Raw genomic sequence first — 17,218 nt, forward strand, 5'->3', positions numbered from 1 at the left:
GACCGCCAAACTTTAAATACTCTTTAACTACCTTTAGCTTGAACTGCGTACTGTATTTGCTCATAAAACAAAACCCCCTTGGTTGGACTTGATGTCCAACTTTTGGGGGTCAGTTCACGAAGGTGGTTTTCTTGATACATGGCGGAAGAGGCGGGATTCGAACCCGCGGTAGGCTATTAACCTACGCACGCTTTCCAGGCGTGTGACTTAAACCGCTCATCCACCCTTCCGGAACCGATGATTATACGATTGCCGAAAGGATTTGGTCTAAATCCTGATTTGGCTGCTTAGAGAGACTCTTTGAGCTGATCCAAGATGTGTGGATTTTCCAGGGTGGAGGTGTCTTGAGTCACCTCTTCGCCTTTAGCAATCACACGTAATAGACGGCGCATGATCTTGCCAGAACGGGTCTTAGGCAAGTTATCACCAAAACGAACATCCTTAGGCTTAGCGATCGGGCCGATCTCCTTACCTACCCAGTTACGTAGCTCAGTAGCAAGCTTCTTGGCTTCATCACCAGTTGGGCGTCCGCCCTTCAGAACAACAAATACGCAAATGGCTTCACCAGTCAGCTCGTCAGGACGACCTACAACTGCTGCCTCAGCAACTAAAGGATTAGCCACTAAGCAAGATTCAATTTCCATGGTTCCCATGCGGTGACCAGAAACATTCAATACATCATCGATACGACCAGTAATCGTGAAGTAGCCAGTCTCTTTGTTACGGATTGCACCGTCACCTGCCAGATACAAGGTACCGCCCAATTCTTCTGGGAAATAGGATTTCACGAAACGATCTGCATCATTCCAAATCGTACGAATCATAGAAGGCCATGGACGCTTCACAACCAAGATACCGCCTTGACCGTTAGGAACATCTACACCAGCCTCATCCACAATCGCCGCCTGAATACCTGGCAATGGCAATGTGCATGAACCAGGAATCATTGGGGTTGCGCCTGGTAATGGTGAAATCATGTGACCACCAGTTTCTGTTTGCCAGAACGTATCTGCGATTGGGCACTTTGAATTACCAACATGCTCGTAGTACCACATCCATGCCTCTGGATTGATTGGCTCCCCTACAGAACCTAGAAGGCGCAGTGATGACAAATCGTAGCTCTTTGGATGCACTGCTTCATCATTGCTGGATGCCTTGATCAATGAACGAATTGCAGTTGGTGCTGTGTAGAAAATAGAGGCTTTATGTTTTTGGATCATGTCCCAAAAACGGCCAGCATTTGGATAGGTTGGCACACCCTCAAATACGATCTCAGTAGCGCCGACTGCGAGTGGGCCATAAGTAATATAAGAGTGACCCGTTACCCAACCAATGTCGGCAGTACACCAGAACACGTCATTAGGCTTAATGTCGAAAGTCCACTTCATTGTGAGAATGGCCCACAAAAGGTAGCCACCTGTTGAGTGCTGCACGCCCTTTGGCTTACCGGTTGAACCGGATGTATAAAGAATAAATAATGGATGCTCAGCGCTTACCCACTCTGGCTCACAAGTTGTCGCTTCATTGGCTACGATCTCCTGCATCCAAACGTCACGCCCTGCTTGCATCGTGATATCAGTACCAGTACGCTTGCTCACGATGACATGCTTAACCTTAGGGCATTCGCCGGTGGAAAGCGCTTCGTCACAAATTGCTTTGAGTGGCAATGCTTTGCCACCGCGGAACTGGCCATCAGCAGTAATCACTGCAACTGCGCCCACGTCCATAATGCGGTCACGCAATGCTTGGGCAGAGAAACCGCCAAACACTACAGAATGAATTGCGCCAATACGCGCACATGCCTGCATAGCAACAATGCCTTCAATCGTCATTGCCATGTAAATGATGACGCTGTCGCCAGACTTAACACCCATCTTGCGCAATGCGTTTGCCATTTTGCAAACACGCTCGAGCATCTCTTTGTAAGTTACTTTAGTAACTGTACCGTCATCTGCCTCAAAAATAATGGCTGTCTTATCACCAAAGCCGGCTTCAACTTGGCGATCCAAACAGTTGTATGAAGCATTAGTGGTGCCATCTTCAAACCATTTGTAGAAAGGCGCCTTGGATTCATCTAAAACCTTGGTAAAAGGCTTTTTCCAATAGAGGTTCTCTTTTGCAAGACGACCCCAAAAACCGTCGTAATCTGAATTGGCTTCAGCACAGAGCTTGTTATAAGCCTCCATACCTGGAATGGCCGCACCCTTTACAAAGTCTGCAGGTGGGTTAAAAACGCGGTTTTCTTGCTTTAATGGTTCCATGCTTCACAGCCCTCTATCTAATAATCAATAATCTAAAATCAACAACAAATGCGAGAAAATGTCGCAAAATGGCATATTTAGAGTCTCAAGACCTTAGAAGATAAGTGAAAACACTGGGGATTTGCTCTATGGCAAACCCTTAAAATAGGGCAAACCTTACTAATAATGTGGAAATAAGCAGATAACCATGACCAATATCAAACAAAACGACCTGATTCAAAGCGTTGCGGACGCATTTCAATTCATTTCCTACTACCATCCCAAGGACTTTATTACCGCCATGGGCAAGGCTTATGAATTGGAACAAGGTCATGGTGCCAAAGATGCGATTGCTCAAATTTTGACCAACAGCCGTATGTGCGCCGAAGGTCATAGACCGATGTGCCAAGATACCGGCATTGCTGTGGTCTTTCTCAAAATCGGCATGAATGTTCAATGGCCTGATGCAACCATGAGCGTCACAGATATGGTGAATGAAGGCGTGCGTCGCGCATACCTTAACCCTGACAATATGTTGCGCGCTTCAGTGTTGGCAGATCCAGCAGGCAAACGAAAAAATACCGGTGATAACACCCCAGCCGTGATCCACTATGAAATCGTCCCGGGCGATGATGTTGAAGTGATTTGTGCGGCTAAAGGTGGTGGCTCAGAAAACAAAGCCAAGATGGTCATGCTCAACCCTTCTGATTCCATTGTGGATTGGGTTCTCAAGACCGTTCCTACAATGGGCGCAGGTTGGTGCCCTCCAGGCATCCTCGGCATTGGTATTGGCGGCACACCAGAAAAAGCCATGCTCATGGCTAAAGAAGCACTGATGGGTCCCGTAGATATTCAAGAACTCATTGAGCGTGGACCTAAAAATCGCGTTGATGAACTACGACTCGAACTCTATGAAAAAGTAAACAAACTCGGCATCGGCGCTCAAGGCCTAGGTGGTTTAGCCACTGTGCTCGATATCAAGATCTTGGATTACCCAACGCATGCTGCTTCATTGCCAGTAGCCATGATTCCGAATTGCGCGGCGACTCGTCACATTCATTTCCATTTACATGGCGATGGTCCTGCAAAACTCGAAGCCCCTTCACTCTCAGATTGGCCAGATGTAACTTGGACACCAGACGTTCAAAAATCCAAGCGTGTGAATTTAGACACCCTCACTGCTGAAGAAGTGGCTGGTTGGAAGTTAGGTGAAACGCTATTACTGAACGGCAAGATTTTGACTGGTCGTGACGCCGCTCATAAGCGCATTCAAGACATGCTCGCTAAAGGCGAAGAGTTGCCAGTGAGCTTTAAAAACCGCGTGATCTATTACGTTGGCCCAGTTGATCCAGTACGTGATGAGGCAGTTGGCCCAGCAGGCCCTACTACTGCAACTCGTATGGATAAATTTACTGAGATGATGCTTGCCAAAACTGGCTTGATCTCGATGATTGGTAAAGCTGAGCGAGGACCAGAAGCGATTGAAGCCATCAAGAAACATAAGTCAGCTTACTTAATGGCTGTTGGCGGCGCTGCGTACTTGGTATCTAAAGCCATTCAAACTTCTAAAGTAGTTGGCTTTGCCGATTTAGGCATGGAAGCCATTTACGAGTTTGATGTCAAAGACATGCCAGTAACTGTTGCAGTGAACTCAGAAGGCATCTCGATGCACAATGAAGGTCCCCGTGAATGGCAAGCGAAGATTGCCGGCATTCCAGTGAAGATTGCTTAACACCCTAACAACTTCATTACAGAGCAAGCATAGTCCACATTGGCACTCATCGGGGTTTTCGATTCTGGCGTTGGAGGCTTATCCATATTGGATGAGGCTCTGCGTCAGCTGCCCCAGCATGACTATATTTATCTTGCTGATTCAGCCAACGCGCCTTACGGCGAAAAATCAAGCGAGTGGATTGCAAAGCGCAGCCTCGCTCTTTGCAACTATCTAGCTAGCAAAGGATGTGACGCCATCGTAGTTGCTTGCAACACTGCAACCGCTGAAGCGATTAAACAAATTCGGGAGTCAACCTCTGTTCTGATCATTGGGGTTGAGCCAGGCATTAAGCCAGCAGCCATGCAATCGCAAAATAATATAGTTGGCATCCTTGCTACTGAGGCGACTCTCAAGAGCGATAAGTTCAATGCGTTATTAAATACCCTGCCAAATGATTGTCAGTTCATCAAACAAGCTGGCCCAGGATTGGTGCCGCTGATAGAGTCTGGTAAAGCGGATAGCGAAGAAACCTTAGAGTTGCTAGCAAAACATCTTGAGCCCATTCAAGATGCAGGCGCTGATACCTTGGTCTTAGGCTGCACGCACTACCCTTTTTTAAGAAAAGCCATTCGCAAGCTCCTCGGTGAATCAATTATAATAATTGATACTAGTGATGCCGTAGTAAGGCAACTGAAGAGACAGCTAGAGTCTCTCAATATAAAGAGCGATGGCAAAGAACATGGATCGATGTTGTTTATCAGCAGCAAAGATGAGACTATTCTGATGTCGATGGCGCAAGATCTCATGTCTGCCGATTTAACTTTGCATTCTATAGAAGCAAATATCCTAGGTGAAGTGCGATGAGCACTTTCCTGAAAAAATTAGATGGTTATATTCCGTTCAACAAAACTGAACGAATCATTATTGGCATCGTGATGCTCTTGCATGCACTCCCTGCTCTCGAGTTTTTGCACTTTAGTCAGCGCCCGCCGCAAATGGATGATGAGCGCGTCATGGCAAATTTAGTTAGTCCTGAAGCCTCTAAAACTCAACAACCACCTGCTGCCACTCCGCCTAAACCAAAAGAAGAGAAGAAAGCGGTTAAAGAAACGCCAAAGGTTAAGCCCTCAGAAAAGCCTAGCCCCACACAGGCACAGCCGCCAACGCCTGCGAACCAAGTTCAAAGCAAATCCGATGCACCACAACAAAATGCTGCTGTAGCCCCTGCTACTAGTGGGGGTGCTAGCGGTACACCTATTCAGACTGACATTGGTAAACTGATTGTGGTTTATCAGCCTGATGCAGATGCTTACTATCCGTCATTCTCTAAACGCTCTGGGGAACAAGGTACAGTAGTAGTGCGTTTAATTATTGATGAGGGCGGCAACGTAGAGGATGTAGCATTACTGCAATCTAGCAACCTCCCCAGACTAGATCGCGCTGCAACTGACATCGGTAGACGTTATCGCTTTAAACCTTTTTTAGTAAATGGCTCGCCCCAAAGAATTTCCACCAATCTTTTAATCAAATTTAATCTCAAGAATTAATCAATATGAATACACCATTTGGCATAGCAAATCTCTGGCTTGAAGGCGATGCGATTACTCGATTTGTGGCAATTGCCCTACTGACCTGCTCTATAGTGACTTGGGTCATTTTCCTAACTCGACTTTGGGATTTACGCAATCTACGTAAACTCAAAACTGAGCTTGAGCAATTCTGGCGCGCTACTTCGTTTGATCAAGGCCTACAAGCATTTAGCAACCATGCTATCAACCCTTACTACCAAATTGCGAAGTCAGCAACCAAAGCATCTGCGCACCACCAAAGTCAATCCACCAATCACCGTGAATTACTGCAAACACTGAACTATTCAGAGTGGATGGCAAGAAGCCTTAAGAACAGCGTTGACAGCATTGCAGCGGGATTACAGAAGGGCTTAACCTTTTTAGGATCTACTGGCGCTATTGCTCCATTTATTGGTTTGTTTGGCACCGTGTGGGGCATCTACCATGCCCTGATTGCCATCAGCAGCTCAGGAAGCGCACAACTTGATCAAGTGGCTGGCCCCATTGGCGAAGCGCTCATCATGACTGCCCTTGGTCTTGCAGTTGCTATCCCTGCCGTATTGAGTTTTAACGCAATTAATCGCGCCAATAAATTGTTTGTAGCTGACCTCAATCGCTTTGGCAATGATCTATTAGCCTACTTCGTTACTGGTGCCCGCGTTAACTCCGGAGAATAGTCATGTCTTTTCATATCCAAGACGACCAAAACGACGACAACATCATGTCGGAAATCAACATGACGCCGATGGTGGACGTCATGTTGGTACTGTTGATTATTTTCATCATCACCCTGCCTGTGATTCAGCAAGCAGTAAAGGTTGAGCTTCCAAAGGCTAATAGCGTTCGCAATGAAGTAAAGCCTGAGTCAGTTCAGCTATCAATTGATGCCAATGGTCAAATCTTTTGGAACAGTACCCCCATTGATTTAAAGACCTTTGATGGCTATGCAGAAAAAGCTGCTCAGAAAGATCCTCAACCAGAGATCAATCTGCGAGCTGATAAATCCGTGAAGTATGAATATGTAGCACAGGTACTGGCAGCTTCGCGCCGTGCGGGATTAACTAAATTAGGGTTTGTGACTGAACCCAATTAAATCGGGCTCTTAAAAAAGCCTCCACCTCTTAATAAATAAAACTATCTCAGGGTGGTTTTATTTTTCCAATTAGACATTGTTTATTAATCCTTAACCAACCTAAATCCGACGTGAGACATGCCGCTATAAGGATCTTGCGCCCTTCTGGCGCTGGGTCGATAAGATATGCAGTAATCCTCGTTGCACAAGAATGAGCCGCCACGAATCACACGCTTAGGGGCATCGATTGGCGCAGTTCGGTCTGATGGGTCAAAACTATCGGTTGGGCCCTGCGGATTATCAATAACGCTCTTTCCGCTTTGCTGATGCTGGATAACAAAATAATCGGCTCGATACCAATCTGCGATCCATTGCCATGCGTTACCTGTCATGTCGTATAACCCATAACCATTTTGCGGAAAGGATCGAACAGGCGTGGTACCAACTTTAATTCGCGCGGAATTAGCTTGGTCATTTCCGGCCACTGGAAATAGTTGTTTTCTTACATCCCAGTAATTTGCCCGAGGCTTTCCCTCAGGCATTAGCTGATCACCCCAAGCATAGGTTGCTTGATTAAGGCCACCACGGGCTGCAAACTCCCACTCCGCCTCGGTAGGAAGACGTTTTCCTATCCAACTAGCATAGGCCTGGGCATCTTCAAAACTGATTTGCACCACAGGGTAGTCGCCCTTGCCTTCAATATCACTTTTTGGACCTTGCGGATGGCGCCAACTAGCGGCTGGAACAAATTGCCACCACTGTGATGCATCATTAAGATTTACGGGGTGGTCAGTTCCTACAAATACCATTGCACCTGGGACGAGGGCGCTGTCTGGTGGCCTGGGAATGCCTGGAGGCAATTGCACTCTGATCGTTTCCCAATCTGGCTTTCTCTCTGCGGTAGTGAGATATCCCGTCTCTTGAACAAACTGCGCGAATTGATCATTAGTGACATGAGTTTGATCCATCCAAAATCCACGAACGCGAACCATATGAGCCGGACGTTCGTTTCTCTGAGCCAATTTATGGTCGCTACCCATCATGAACTCACCGCCAGGTATCCAAGCCATCCCTTTTGGCGCAGCCACACCATCACTCAAAGTCACCACTGGGGCCTTGGGGTCGGCAGAACCCATGAGCCTATAAGCGATAGCGCTCATAGCCAATGTGAATAGCACTCCCCCGAGGAGGAGTGTTGAGCGCTTTGTTAACTTCATCTAGGGGCTAATAAATACTGTAAGTTTTTGGACAAGTATTGCCTAGATTTTGCTTAATAGTTTGCTCATCAGTAGTGCTAGTTATGCCATTCCAAACACCGCTCACCATAAAGTTATAAACGCTAGACCAGATATTTGAAGAAGTCGCAATACTATATATCTTCTGCCAATTAGATAAATCTTCGGCATTTACTACACCATCGTTATTACCATCGCCAGGACAGTATGGCTCAGAGATCAGCAAACTTTGAAGCTTCGCGTATAAATCGTTATAAGCCGCCAATGCTTCACCGGCATATGGAATTGAGATGGCTAAACTAGGATCATCAAGCTTTGGCACAGGCGCCGCCTGATTGATTTCATAGAGCTCATACGACACAAGTGAATTAGGGGCGGTTGTCCCGGGCGCAAATGTCTGAGTGTAGTTTTGAATCAGCTTGTATTTAGTATTTCGAATTGCGGTTGATTTTTCAGGATTTATCTTCACTTGTGCGTTTGGTGCTGGAGCAGTCATGCTATTGCCGCCAGCAATATATTTCGCCTGATTTACTGCATAGCATGAAGTGTAACCAACCCCGCTATTTGGTATAACCGTCGGATCGGTATATCCAGAGCCCCACCATACGCCGCCATTATCCTGACAAACGCTCTTAGAAATGGGGACTTGAGAGCAAGAGGACGCAGAGAACACACATGGCGCATTCCGCCCCCCATTTGCTTGGATGTTATAGCCACCTTGGGTAAAGTTAATGGTTCGCAAGCTCGATTGATCTGGCTTTGTCAGATAAGGCAGCAGTCCAACCGAGTCAATCGTCCTGGGAACCAATGCATGAGCATCTAAACCGGCCAACTCTCCAAAAAACTGAAACAGATCAACCATATTAACCATATGATCAACCTCTCGATCGGGAGCCGCCACCATTGGACCAGCAACAATCAGTGGATCCCACACGCCAGTTTGATAAGCGGTGCCTTTGGCTTCCTGCGCATTAAACGGGAGTTTAACGGCGTTGCCAAGCGTTCCGTTATCGCCAACAATGACGATAACGGTATTGCTAGCTTTGGGATCGTAGACTAACGATCCGTCAGCACCGCGTGTAGCCAGACCAGTTTCAATCATAATCCGTCCAAACTCAGAATCAAGACCCTCGGTCATCTGATTCTGAATCACTCGACCATCATTGCTATTTGTGCAATCAAGCAAATCTGCACCAGCAACATTACCTACTGGTATTAATTTCTTAGGGGGCTGCTGCCACGGTGTATGGGCTGAGCTAAAGCTTACTGTAGCCATCCATGGTTTAGCTGAATCTTTTTTCCCGTTAATCCACTTAATCGCTGCATCCGCTTCAATGCGTGTGCGATAGCCTCGTGCACGAGAATCAGTCAGCGGCACTTGGACAGCTTCTTGGCCATTTTCAATAATAAGTAGCGGAGAAACATAATAAGCATTTTGCTCATTAAAGTTAAGATTTGCAGGGGGTGTGCCGCAAGATTGATTTGGAACAAAAATACCGCCCGAATCTAAACACTGCAGTCCGGCAGCATCTTGAGCTAGAGATGTTTGGGACATTGCCTTACAACTGCTATTAGCGTAATAGCAAGCGCCCGAAGTAGCGACTGAGCTAGGTACAAAACCGCATTTATATGTACCACTGGCAGCAATACCTCCTGCAGTGGAGTCCAGCGATCCAGGTAAGCCACCGATCCAGCCGTAGAAATAATCCCATCCTAACTGAGCGGGAGTGTTGTATCCGGCCTGGTTGTTATCCGGACCAGCCAAGTGAAATTTACCAAACATGGCACTTTCATAATTGGCATTCTTTAGAAGCTTGGGAACAGTAACATCGTAAGGAGTGAGTTGAGAATTGGCTAGATCGTTTCCACCAATAGCTTGATAAATATTAGTGCGGAATGGATAGCGCCCAGCAAAGAAAGAAGCACGTCCATTTGAACATTCCGGCATAGACCAGGTATTCCGAAAACGGACGCCCTTACGAGCAATAGCAGTGATATTAGGCATGCTCGGTGGCGTATCGCCGCCATATCCAAATGATTCCATCTGGTCAATACCCACATCATCCATGATGACGTACAAAATATTAGGCGCTCCAGATGAGGATGAAGAAGATGAACCTCCTCCACTACCGCTACAGGATAGCAAGCATGACGTTATTACCCCAAAAAAAAGGATCTGTAATAGGTATCGAAAGCTCTTCATTGGCATTGCTTTCTAGCATGTATGTTGTAAGAAGCGCCCGGTAGGGAATAGGTAATACTCGGATAATTATCCCAAAAAAAACTAAGTACTATGACTTTTACTTGCAACCATAGTCCCAGCAGACTATAAAAGCTAGTAATTGGGGCGCAGCAAAACCATTTTTTATTTAATCTTGTATGGCGCTTTTGAGGGAAAACAAGTCTCTTCACTAGTGTGGGTGCCGTTTCCAATAGTTGCACCCAAGATACCACCCTGTATTTTCTCGACCTTCTTGAACTTACCGGTTACTGGGTCAAGCGTAATGTTGGTAATGACATTACCTGCAGGATAAGAAACCCCCATAATTTCTTCAGGCTGAAAATTTGCCTCGATCAATATTAAAATATTGGGTCGCGCCAAGATGATGCTCTTGACGACTTGTGTTCCATACATATCTGACTGATCTAGGTCGCGACCATCCAAAAAGATCTTGGCCTTTTGAGCGCCCGAGGAGAGCATCAATTTCATCTCATACTCTTCGGTGTAGCCCTTTTCCGAGCGCTTGCAATTAAATTCGAGAACATCAACGCCCCATGCAAGAGATGAAAAGATCAAGCCTGAGCAAATGAGAAGTTTAGGTAAATTCATAAACGATGTAGAAGTGTCTTTGGTGCCCGAGGCCGGAATCGAACCGGCACGACTTTTTTGAGTCGGCAGATTTTAAATCTGCTGTGTCTACCGATTTCACCACTCGGGCTCGCATCAACAATAAAGCCGTGCTAAATAAATCAAGACAAGCGAAATTTTAGCACGCAAGCCACTAATAAGACCCTGGAGCCCCTTTTGCCCCGCAATCCAAGGGCGTGACGAATAAAGCATCTAAAATATCTCCATGAATTTACCGGCTAAATCATCGGGGCTCGGCAAGCTTTTACGGGCTGGACTGTGGCTTATAGGGCTATGTCTCATTACTGGCTTAGCAGTCACTCTTGCCTATTTATATTCTGCCCAATCCAATATCTCCGGGAAACGCACAATTAAAAGTCTGGGTGATTCTGTTGCCATTACCTTTGATGAGTCTGATGTTCCGCATATCAATGCAAAAAGCCAGGCAGACGCCTACTTTGCCTTAGGCTACCTACATGCCAGCGAACGCTCCTGGCAAATGGAAATGAATCGACGCATTGCAAGTGGTCGACTTTCCGAAATCCTGGGTCATGACACTGTAAAAATTGATCGCTTTGTGCGCACCCTCGGTATCAAACGTGCAGCTGAGCGTCAATTTGATCGCTACCCTGTTTCTGCCAAACTTCTATTGCAAGCCTATGCCGATGGTGTCAATGCTGGCAATGCACAATTGGGTTGGGCTCTCCCGGTTGAATATTTCTTAACAGGTTCAAAACCAGGCCATTGGTCTCCGACGGATAGCGTTGCTTGGATGCTGATGATGGCTTATGACCTAGGTGGCAATTGGCAGAGAGAATTGCAAAGGCTTGAACTCTCTCAATACCTGAGCACCAAACAAGTTTGGGAGGTGATTGAGCCATATGAAAATGATGAGCCTGTCAGCAATATGGATTTTTCCAAGCTCTATAGAGATCTGCAGGTCTTTCATCCCGCTCCAGGTCCCATTGAGAGTAAGCCCAAGAACTTACCCGCAACTGAGTTGAGTCAGTTAGATCAAATGGGGGCAAGAGATGGTATTGGCTCCAATAATTGGGCTTTGGGCGGCAAGTTAAGCGCTTCTGGTAAGCCCTTATTGGCTAACGACCCTCATCTGGGACTTTCCGCACCGGCTGTCTGGTACTTTGCCCATCTAGAAGCCCCTGGATTAAATGTGATCGGCGGTACTCTCCCCGGAATACCTGCAGTGGTTTTGGGTAGAACGGATAAATTTGCATGGAGCTTTACCAATACCGGAGCCGATGTTCAAGATTTATATATTGAGCAAATTGACTCAAAGAATCCAGGCATGTATCGAGGTCCTGATGGACCACTCCCATTTAAAGTGCATCAAGAGATTATTGATATCAAAGGATCCCCATCACTGACTTTCTTGGTAAAAGAAACACGACATGGGCCTGTTATCTCTGATTCCTATGCAAAGGCCAAACGTACGATTGACACGGATCGCTTTGCTCTTGCCTTACGCTGGACAGCACTTGATCTTGAAAACCAATCAGTCATCGGATTATTGGATATGAATCATGCGGCTGATCTTGATCAATTTAAACAAGCCCTACGGAAAAATTACGCCCCGATGCAAAACGTCGTGATGGCGGATGCCGAAGGCAATATTGCTTATCAGGCAGCTGGGGTCGCCCCCAAAAGGATCTTGCACCAGGGCCTCTATGGCGTAGCCCCAGCACCAGGCTGGGAGCGTCAGTATGACTGGAACGACTATGTGCCTTTTGAGCAGCTCCCCTCTATCAATAATCCCGAACAGGGCTGGATAGCAACCGCTAATCAAAAAATTATTGCAGTCAATGATCCCAATCCTTTAACGGGCGACTGGGAATTGCCAACACGTTATGACCGAATTGTTGATCTCATCAAATCCAAAAGCATTCATTCGACTGACGATATGAAGGCTATGCAAGGCGATACCCTATCGCTTGGGGCGACACCATTATTAGAACTATTTAAGGCCAGCCAAAGCTCTCATCCCTTAAGTGCGCAAGCAATGGAAATTGGTAAAAGCTTTGATGGCAATATGAAAGTAGATAGCGTAGGCGCACTTATCTTTAACGCTTGGGCAGACCAATTGACTCGCAATCTCTTCTCTAGATTAAGTTATCTGTTTACTGAAAATTATGGAGCACGCAACTACCGCGCCCCACTAATACACCAAGTAAAAAATCCCAATAGCCCCTGGTGTGATGATCCTAAAACCGAGAAGATTGAATCTTGTCAGGAGTCATCCAATAAGGCGCTTGATAAAGCCTTAGATTACTTAAGTAAAAAGTATGGTGACGATCCCAAGACTTGGGTCTGGGGTAAGGCCCATATCGCCATCTCTGAACATCGTCCACTGAGCAAGGTGCCGCTACTAGGAATCTTGTTTAATATCCAAACCCCTTTCCCTGGGGATGGCTTTTCCGTCAATATGGGACAACTTGAGCTGATTCAGACGGAGAATCCCTATCAGACATTGCAAGCGTCAAGCTTACGGACAATTTATGATTTATCGGATCTTGAGAAATCACTCTTTGTGTATCAGACAGGTCAATCAGGATGGGTACAAAGCAAGCTGTATCGCAATATGAACTCATTGTGGGCAAACAATGAGTACCTTCCCCTGCAGATGAGGCCAGAAAAGACCGGTCGCCAGCTAGAATTAAGCACCAAGTAAAAGTCTGCAAATAGGGTGAAAGATAACAAAAATATCACCTTATCAACCCATGCTAGGTAAAATAAGGTCATATTCTGATTGGTCACCATAAAGGCATTCTATGAAAAAGATCTCTTCCCTCATCCTTTTAAGCGCTGTCTTAACTTGCTCAGGTAACGCACTTGCAGAGTGGCAAGAAATTGGTAAAACAGATCTATTTACTGTTTTCGTAGATCCCGCAACCCTTCAAAAACAAGGTAATCCGACTCAGATTATGTCGATGCTGGATTTTAAAAAGCCAGGTCAAAATCCTAAAACTAAAGAAAATGTAAATTCTATTATTGGTCTTAACGAATTTGATTGCAGTGCTGTGAAATATCGCCCCATCGAATTTAAAGTCTTTTCCGGGAACATGGGCAAAGGCAAAGTGGTAGAAGAACAAAAAACTCCAGATAGCTCTTTTGAAACCATTGAGAATGGATCTTGGCCAGCCGGAGTCTTTAACGTTGCTTGCCGGACAAAGTAAAACAGGTTTATTAACGCTGAAGGCGATTGTCTTAGCAGTCTTAGGTATATCGGTTTTTTTTATTAGCGGATGCGCTGCCCCTTTAGCCGCTTTAAGTAGCTCCAGTACGGCAGCTGCCAGCGCTGTTGGAACTGCCGCCGTAGCCAATCCTGGAACAGCAGTTAGCCTTGCCTCTACAGCAGTAACAGGCAAATCCCCCTTGGAGCACGCTGCATCTGCCGCCACCAAAAAAGAATGTAGCTTCTTTAATGTGATTGACTCAAAGCCCATCTGCATCGAGGTTGTACTGCCTTCGATTACCGACAATAGCGAGCTCTTTTTGGGGCCTGCGGATTCGATTCAAAAATCCGCCCAGCAATAACTGAATCACCTAATCCCTAACAGCGGGATAACAGACTAAAATTACCACTTATAAGCAATTCACTAGCGACTTATTATGACCACCGAAAACTACTATCTCACCCTCACTTGCCCCAATAAACCTGGCATTGTTGCCGCGGTCTCCACTTATATATTTGAACTAGGTGGCGACATTGAAGAAGCTCAACAGTTTGATGACAAAGCGTCAAAGCGCTTTTTTATGCGCGTCAGCTTTAGCTGTCCTGCGAATGTAGAGTCACTTAGAGCGGGCTTTGTGGAAATTGCAAAGCGTTTTGAACTTACTTGGGATTTGCGTGCAGTAAAGGATCTTAAGCGCGTATTAATCATGGCCTCCAAGTTAGACCATTGCCTGGTAGACCTCCTCTATCGCTGGCGCATTGGTGAATTGCCAATGATTATCTGCGGCATCGTCTCCAACCATCCTCGTGACGTCTATGCCAGCATTGATTTTGCGGACATCCCTTTCTACCACTTACCAGTCACGCCTGAAACCAAGCCAGCGCAAGAGGCGAGACTTCTTGAAATTGTTGCAGAGTCTAAGGTAGACATGGTGATTTTGGCGCGCTACATGCAAATCTTGTCGGATGATTTATCAACCAAGCTATCTGGCCGCTGCATTAACGTGCACCACTCATTCTTACCTAGCTTTAAGGGTGCCAAACCTTACCATCAAGCACATGCGCGCGGCATCAAACTGATTGGTGCTACCGCCCATTTTGTGACCAGCGATCTGGATGAGGGTCCGATCATTGAACAAGACGTGACCCGCGTTACCCATGGCGATACACCAGATGATTTAGTACGTAAGGGTCGAGATTTAGAGCGCTCAGTTCTCTCAAGGGCTTTACGCTACTACCTACACGATCGCGTCCTCATTAATGGAGCAACTTCAGTAGTCTTTTCCGACTAAGTCAGAAAAACATTTTGCTAAGGCCTCACTCCGGGAGATTCTAGGGGTAGGCCTCTAGCTCGCCACATCAGAAATAGCTCTAACTGCGCCATCTCTGGCGAACCATACTCAAATTGTTGCGCCCTAACTCCGCTCATGCAGTTGCGCAAACGTCTTTGCAAAGAGCCCAGGGTTTGCCACTCTAAGCGATATATGGGATAGGCGTTGGGGTGTCCTTGCGGTATTGAGCTTCCGCCAAGCTTTAGACCCGCCCTATCCTCGTGACATTGCGCACAAGATAAATTGAGCTGTCCCATGCGCTCATTGAATGACCGCCTACCCTTTTTTAAGAAAGGTGCGTTAACAGAGTTTTCATTAACTACAATTGGCATACCCTTGGACTGAAATGCAATAAAGGCAGTTAAGGCTAAGAGATCTTTGCTCTCGTAGACTAAGGCGGGGGCTGATTGAGTGCCGACTCTACACTGGTTGATTTGGCCTTCCAGTGTCTGGAGTTTGCCTTTTATCACTTTCGGATATTGTGTCGCTACACCCCGCATGGATTCTTTCGCATCACCATGGCAGGTGCTACAAGAATTATTTTGCGGACCAAGCTTCTGTTGCCATAAACTTTCACCATCACCAACCCAGAACATTGCCGGATTGAGTGAAGGGTCATCCTGCATTGCCTTGTTCTCGGCAGACATTAATTCATAACTCGATTGTTGTGATGGCGGGATTGCTTTAGCCACACCCATGCATATGAAGCCAACAAGCGTGAGATAAAGACTGCTCAGAAAAAGAGATGTCTTTTTTTTCACGAAACAGTAATGTGAGACTGGTTTAACGCCTCGTACCCATCATCCCCAATCCACCTGAATTCAAGGGTTCCCGACTCAACGGCGATAGTGGTAAAGATGATTAAGGGATTAGCCCCAATTCCTGAATAGAAATCCGCTTTAAACACTTCCACAGTGTTGTAGGTGCAGGTAAAGGTACGAATGATGTCGCGAGGAATGGGCTTACCACCCTCGGTATATCGAAAACCTGACTCCATATCATGCTGCGCAATTGCGCGAATCTCAATAATGGAATCTTTTTTGGCCGTCGTCGGCATCGTGATGGATGTACGGGAAGTTTTACTCATACCACCTCTGTACATGCAGAAAGGGTTACTAGGGTTTCGGCGGAACCCTGCCAAAAACTACCATTACTCATTTGCGCAATAGCCCATACCTTCTGACTATCAGCCAAACGGACGCGCGTCGTAATATTGGCAGTACCCGATCGAGGGGTTAAGTAAACGGTAAAGATATTCGGCAAAGGATTGCCTTCGGCAATCACATGGATGGTCTTAACGTAATCATTGGCAGTCATGGGGCTATCTACACTGACCTTCAAAACCACTAGATTACCGTTCTCCACCAGCGGAGGAATTGTTAAGGTAACTTTACCCTCCTGAATGGTGGCTCCACCAACAATCTTTTTAATAGCCTCATCAGCCTCTTGTTTTTTAGCAAAGGCTATTAAAGGATTTGCTAGTAAGCCTAGGGCTATCAGCCCAAGACCTTGAACTTGCTTAAGCCATTGCCGTCGATACTGACTAATATTTTTCATCTAGAGTTCAGTTAGTTTTGATTATTCAAAGTCATTAAAAAAGCGACCACGTCTTCGATCTCTTGGCCATTCAGTATGGTTTGACCAACAAATTTAGGAGCTACACGATTGAGATGCCCCGTTTGATAATAGGCCGGCATGATTGTTTGGGGGTTGAAGTGTGCTGCATTCACAATGCGCGCTCTTAATTGAGGCACACTTAACCTTGCTACGCTCGCCTTCAATTCAGGAGCTAAGTTCCCTTGAAAGCGCTCTTCTGGAAAGGGACCGCTATGACACAACAAGCACAAACCCGTTTGACGACTTGCCACGATTGCCCTGCCACGTAGTGGATTGCCCGCCTCAGAAGAAAGGGATTCGAAAATCGAATCTCCCGTAATCACTTGAGCGTGCACAGCATTGAGATTGAGGATGACTAGCAATGAAAATGCTAGTGCAATCCTCTTTCTCATCGACACAATTT

The 17,218-nt window shown here is 46.2% G+C and carries 17 protein-coding genes and 2 tRNA genes; 9 read left to right on the top strand and 10 right to left on the bottom strand.

The features are described from left to right. Window positions 1-139 precede the first annotated feature (139 nt). Window positions 140-230: transfer RNA gene (locus ICN40_RS09965), tRNA-Ser, on the bottom strand. Window positions 231-287: 57 nt separating this feature from the next. Next, window positions 288-2,261, bottom strand: coding sequence for an acetate--CoA ligase (gene acs, locus ICN40_RS09970; protein WP_216122531.1), 1,974 nt, complete (start codon window positions 2,259-2,261; stop codon window positions 288-290). A gap of 187 nt (window positions 2,262-2,448) precedes the next feature. Here acs and ICN40_RS09975 point away from each other — a divergent pair, with 187 nt between their 5' ends. From ICN40_RS09975 to ICN40_RS09995, 5 genes are read left to right on the top strand one after another with little or no spacing between them, the layout of a single operon-like run. Then, window positions 2,449-3,972 (top strand): fumarate hydratase, encoded by a 1,524-nt coding sequence (locus ICN40_RS09975; protein WP_216243787.1) that lies wholly within the window; start codon window positions 2,449-2,451, stop codon window positions 3,970-3,972. A gap of 39 nt (window positions 3,973-4,011) precedes the next feature. Next, window positions 4,012-4,818: a glutamate racemase gene (murI, locus tag ICN40_RS09980; protein ID WP_216243791.1), complete on the top strand. Its 807-nt coding sequence runs from the start codon at window positions 4,012-4,014 to the stop codon at window positions 4,816-4,818. Next, window positions 4,815-5,501, top strand: a complete 687-nt coding sequence (locus tag ICN40_RS09985; protein ID WP_216243793.1) for an energy transducer TonB — start codon at window positions 4,815-4,817, stop codon at window positions 5,499-5,501. The genes murI and ICN40_RS09985 overlap by 4 nt, the downstream gene beginning before the upstream one ends. A 5-nt stretch (window positions 5,502-5,506) precedes the next feature. Further along, window positions 5,507-6,199, top strand: coding sequence for a MotA/TolQ/ExbB proton channel family protein (locus ICN40_RS09990; RefSeq protein ID WP_216243795.1), 693 nt, complete (start codon window positions 5,507-5,509; stop codon window positions 6,197-6,199). A 2-nt stretch (window positions 6,200-6,201) separates the two neighbouring features. After that, complete coding sequence (locus ICN40_RS09995; protein WP_215361198.1) at window positions 6,202-6,615, top strand: biopolymer transporter ExbD; 414 nt, start codon at window positions 6,202-6,204, stop codon at window positions 6,613-6,615. A gap of 83 nt (window positions 6,616-6,698) precedes the next feature. On the opposite strand, the gene ICN40_RS10000 is transcribed toward ICN40_RS09995, so the two are convergent. The 4 genes from ICN40_RS10000 to ICN40_RS10015 form a co-directional block, all read right to left on the bottom strand. Beyond that, on the bottom strand, window positions 6,699-7,754 hold the full coding sequence (locus ICN40_RS10000) for a formylglycine-generating enzyme family protein (RefSeq protein WP_216243988.1): 1,056 nt from the start codon (window positions 7,752-7,754) through the stop codon (window positions 6,699-6,701). Window positions 7,755-7,818: 64 nt separating this feature from the next. After that, entirely contained in the window at window positions 7,819-9,975 is a 2,157-nt protein-coding gene (locus ICN40_RS10005; RefSeq protein WP_255561306.1) for a sulfatase-like hydrolase/transferase, read from the bottom strand. Window positions 9,976-10,194: 219 nt separating this feature from the next. Then, window positions 10,195-10,659, bottom strand: a complete 465-nt coding sequence (locus tag ICN40_RS10010) for a hypothetical protein (protein WP_255561307.1) — start codon at window positions 10,657-10,659, stop codon at window positions 10,195-10,197. Between the two features lie 20 nt (window positions 10,660-10,679). Then, window positions 10,680-10,768 (bottom strand) — tRNA-Leu (locus tag ICN40_RS10015). 135 nt (window positions 10,769-10,903) lie between these two features. Here ICN40_RS10015 and ICN40_RS10020 point away from each other — a divergent pair. From ICN40_RS10020 to purU, 4 genes are all read left to right on the top strand, one after another. Beyond that, window positions 10,904-13,363 (top strand): penicillin acylase family protein, encoded by a 2,460-nt coding sequence (locus ICN40_RS10020; protein ID WP_216243799.1) that lies wholly within the window; start codon window positions 10,904-10,906, stop codon window positions 13,361-13,363. A gap of 100 nt (window positions 13,364-13,463) precedes the next feature. Further along, window positions 13,464-13,868 carry a surface-adhesin E family protein gene (locus ICN40_RS10025; RefSeq protein WP_216243801.1) on the top strand — a complete coding sequence of 135 codons (405 nt, stop codon included), beginning with the start codon at window positions 13,464-13,466 and terminating at the stop codon, window positions 13,866-13,868. After that, window positions 13,819-14,229: a hypothetical protein gene (locus tag ICN40_RS10030; protein WP_216243803.1), complete on the top strand. Its 411-nt coding sequence runs from the start codon at window positions 13,819-13,821 to the stop codon at window positions 14,227-14,229. The genes ICN40_RS10025 and ICN40_RS10030 overlap by 50 nt, the downstream gene beginning before the upstream one ends. A gap of 75 nt (window positions 14,230-14,304) precedes the next feature. Next, a complete protein-coding gene (gene purU / locus ICN40_RS10035) occupies window positions 14,305-15,159 on the top strand; it encodes a formyltetrahydrofolate deformylase (RefSeq protein WP_216243805.1) in 855 nt (284 codons plus the stop codon). A gap of 17 nt (window positions 15,160-15,176) precedes the next feature. Here the strand turns inward: purU and soxA are convergent, their stop codons facing one another. Genes soxA through soxX form a run of 4 tightly spaced genes read right to left on the bottom strand, consistent with a single transcriptional unit; the run spans window position 15,177 to window position 17,207 of the window. Continuing rightward, window positions 15,177-15,959 carry a sulfur oxidation c-type cytochrome SoxA gene (gene soxA / locus ICN40_RS10040; RefSeq protein ID WP_308281780.1) on the bottom strand — a complete coding sequence of 261 codons (783 nt, stop codon included), beginning with the start codon at window positions 15,957-15,959 and terminating at the stop codon, window positions 15,177-15,179. Next, window positions 15,956-16,285, bottom strand: coding sequence for a thiosulfate oxidation carrier complex protein SoxZ (locus ICN40_RS10045; RefSeq protein WP_216243807.1), 330 nt, complete (start codon window positions 16,283-16,285; stop codon window positions 15,956-15,958). Before ICN40_RS10045 ends, soxA begins: the two co-directional genes overlap by 4 nt. Continuing rightward, complete coding sequence (locus tag ICN40_RS10050) at window positions 16,282-16,755, bottom strand: SoxY-related AACIE arm protein (protein WP_216243809.1); 474 nt, start codon at window positions 16,753-16,755, stop codon at window positions 16,282-16,284. Before ICN40_RS10050 ends, ICN40_RS10045 begins: the two co-directional genes overlap by 4 nt. Window positions 16,756-16,766: 11 nt before the next feature. Then, complete coding sequence (soxX, locus tag ICN40_RS10055; RefSeq protein WP_216243811.1) at window positions 16,767-17,207, bottom strand: sulfur oxidation c-type cytochrome SoxX; 441 nt, start codon at window positions 17,205-17,207, stop codon at window positions 16,767-16,769. Window positions 17,208-17,218 lie beyond the last annotated feature (11 nt).

The organism is Polynucleobacter sp. Fuers-14, assembly GCF_018882045.1.
GTDB lineage: Bacteria > Pseudomonadota > Gammaproteobacteria > Burkholderiales > Burkholderiaceae > Polynucleobacter.

Excerpts from the sequence above, each read along its gene's own strand:
- acs (WP_216122531.1), bottom strand. The coding sequence starts at position 2,261 with ATGGAACCATTAAAGCAAGAAAACCGCGTTTTTAACCCACCTGCAGAC.
- ICN40_RS09975 (WP_216243787.1), top strand. The coding sequence starts at position 2,449 with ATGACCAATATCAAACAAAACGACCTGATTCAAAGCGTTGCGGACGCA.
- ICN40_RS09985 (WP_216243793.1), top strand. The coding sequence starts at position 4,815 with ATGAGCACTTTCCTGAAAAAATTAGATGGTTATATTCCGTTCAACAAA.
- ICN40_RS09990 (WP_216243795.1), top strand. The coding sequence starts at position 5,507 with ATGAATACACCATTTGGCATAGCAAATCTCTGGCTTGAAGGCGATGCG.
- ICN40_RS09995 (WP_215361198.1), top strand. The coding sequence starts at position 6,202 with ATGTCTTTTCATATCCAAGACGACCAAAACGACGACAACATCATGTCG.
- ICN40_RS10000 (WP_216243988.1), bottom strand. The coding sequence starts at position 7,754 with ATGAGCGCTATCGCTTATAGGCTCATGGGTTCTGCCGACCCCAAGGCC.
- ICN40_RS10010 (WP_255561307.1), bottom strand. The coding sequence starts at position 10,659 with ATGAATTTACCTAAACTTCTCATTTGCTCAGGCTTGATCTTTTCATCT.
- ICN40_RS10020 (WP_216243799.1), top strand. The coding sequence starts at position 10,904 with ATGAATTTACCGGCTAAATCATCGGGGCTCGGCAAGCTTTTACGGGCT.
- ICN40_RS10025 (WP_216243801.1), top strand. The coding sequence starts at position 13,464 with ATGAAAAAGATCTCTTCCCTCATCCTTTTAAGCGCTGTCTTAACTTGC.
- ICN40_RS10030 (WP_216243803.1), top strand. The coding sequence starts at position 13,819 with ATGGATCTTGGCCAGCCGGAGTCTTTAACGTTGCTTGCCGGACAAAGT.
- purU (WP_216243805.1), top strand. The coding sequence starts at position 14,305 with ATGACCACCGAAAACTACTATCTCACCCTCACTTGCCCCAATAAACCT.
- ICN40_RS10045 (WP_216243807.1), bottom strand. The coding sequence starts at position 16,285 with ATGAGTAAAACTTCCCGTACATCCATCACGATGCCGACGACGGCCAAA.
- ICN40_RS10050 (WP_216243809.1), bottom strand. The coding sequence starts at position 16,755 with ATGAAAAATATTAGTCAGTATCGACGGCAATGGCTTAAGCAAGTTCAA.
- soxX (WP_216243811.1), bottom strand. The coding sequence starts at position 17,207 with ATGAGAAAGAGGATTGCACTAGCATTTTCATTGCTAGTCATCCTCAAT.